The sequence below is a fragment of the Hansschlegelia beijingensis genome (genome assembly GCF_045505405.1).
GTDB classification, from domain to species: Bacteria; Pseudomonadota; Alphaproteobacteria; order Rhizobiales; family Methylopilaceae; genus Methylopila; species Methylopila beijingensis_A.
Map to the genome: position 1 here is coordinate 1 of NZ_JBJKEX010000628.1, position 895 is coordinate 895.

Annotated in this window: 2 protein-coding genes; both read right to left on the bottom strand. The window is 70.6% G+C overall.

Translation table 11 applies throughout. The features are described 5' to 3' along the window. On the bottom strand, positions 1-612 hold a 612-nt coding region (locus ACIKT0_RS19245; protein ID WP_407106878.1), incomplete at its 3' end, for a ferredoxin reductase. Beyond that, the coding region (locus tag ACIKT0_RS19250) for a dimethylamine monooxygenase subunit DmmA family protein (protein ID WP_407106879.1) at positions 609-895 on the bottom strand (287 nt) is incomplete at its 5' end. The genes ACIKT0_RS19245 and ACIKT0_RS19250, both read right to left, overlap by 4 nt.

Sequence of the window (895 nt, forward strand, 5' to 3'; positions counted from 1 at the left end):
CGCGTCGATCATGCCCTCCGGCCCGCACACGTAAAGATGCGTGCCGAGCGGCTGGTTGGGCAGGATCTCGTCGACCCGGATCACCTCCTGGCGGTCGTCGCGGTAAAGCCGGACCTTGTCGCCGTGCCGCGCCACGAGCTCTTCGGCGAACGCGCCATGCGCCTCGTCGCGCATCGCGTAATGCAGCTCGTAGCGCTGGCTGCGGCTCCGCAGTTCCTCGGCCATCGCGTAGATCGGCGTGATCCCGATGCCGCCGGCGACCAGTATGTGCTTGCGTCCGGCGTGAACCAGCGGGAACAGGTTGACCGGCATGCTGATGACCAGCTCCGAGCCGACCCCGACCCGCTCATGCATGAACACCGAGCCGCCGCGCGAGTTCGGCGTGCGCACCACCCCGATCCGGTAGTGCGAGCCGTCCGGCGCCCGGTCGATCAGCGAATAGGGATTGCGGATGCGGTGGTGGCCGTCCTGCATGCTGACCACCACATGGGCGCCGGCCGAAAACAGCGGCAGCTTCTCGCCCGAGGCGGAGGCGAGGCTGAAGCGCCTGACCGTCGGCGTCGCCTGCTCGACCGCGACGACCCGCACCGGGATCTCGAGGCCGCCGCTCACCGGTAGAGCTCCTCGGTCGGCGGGATCACGCCCGGCTCCTCGGCGTCGACGCAGACCCCCTGGAAGGCGCCCAGCCGGCGCGAGAAGTGGTCGCGGACGAACAGCGTCAGCCCGCAATGCGAGCACACGAACGGCGTGGCGGTCACGTCCTCGGTCATGCCCTTGCAGTGCACGCACTGCACCCGGCGGGCGAGCGAGCCGCGATGCTCGGTTCGGATCGACTGGTGGTCGACGCCGCGCGCCGCCGCCGCCGCCGCCACCGAGCCGATGAAGCCCTCGCGCC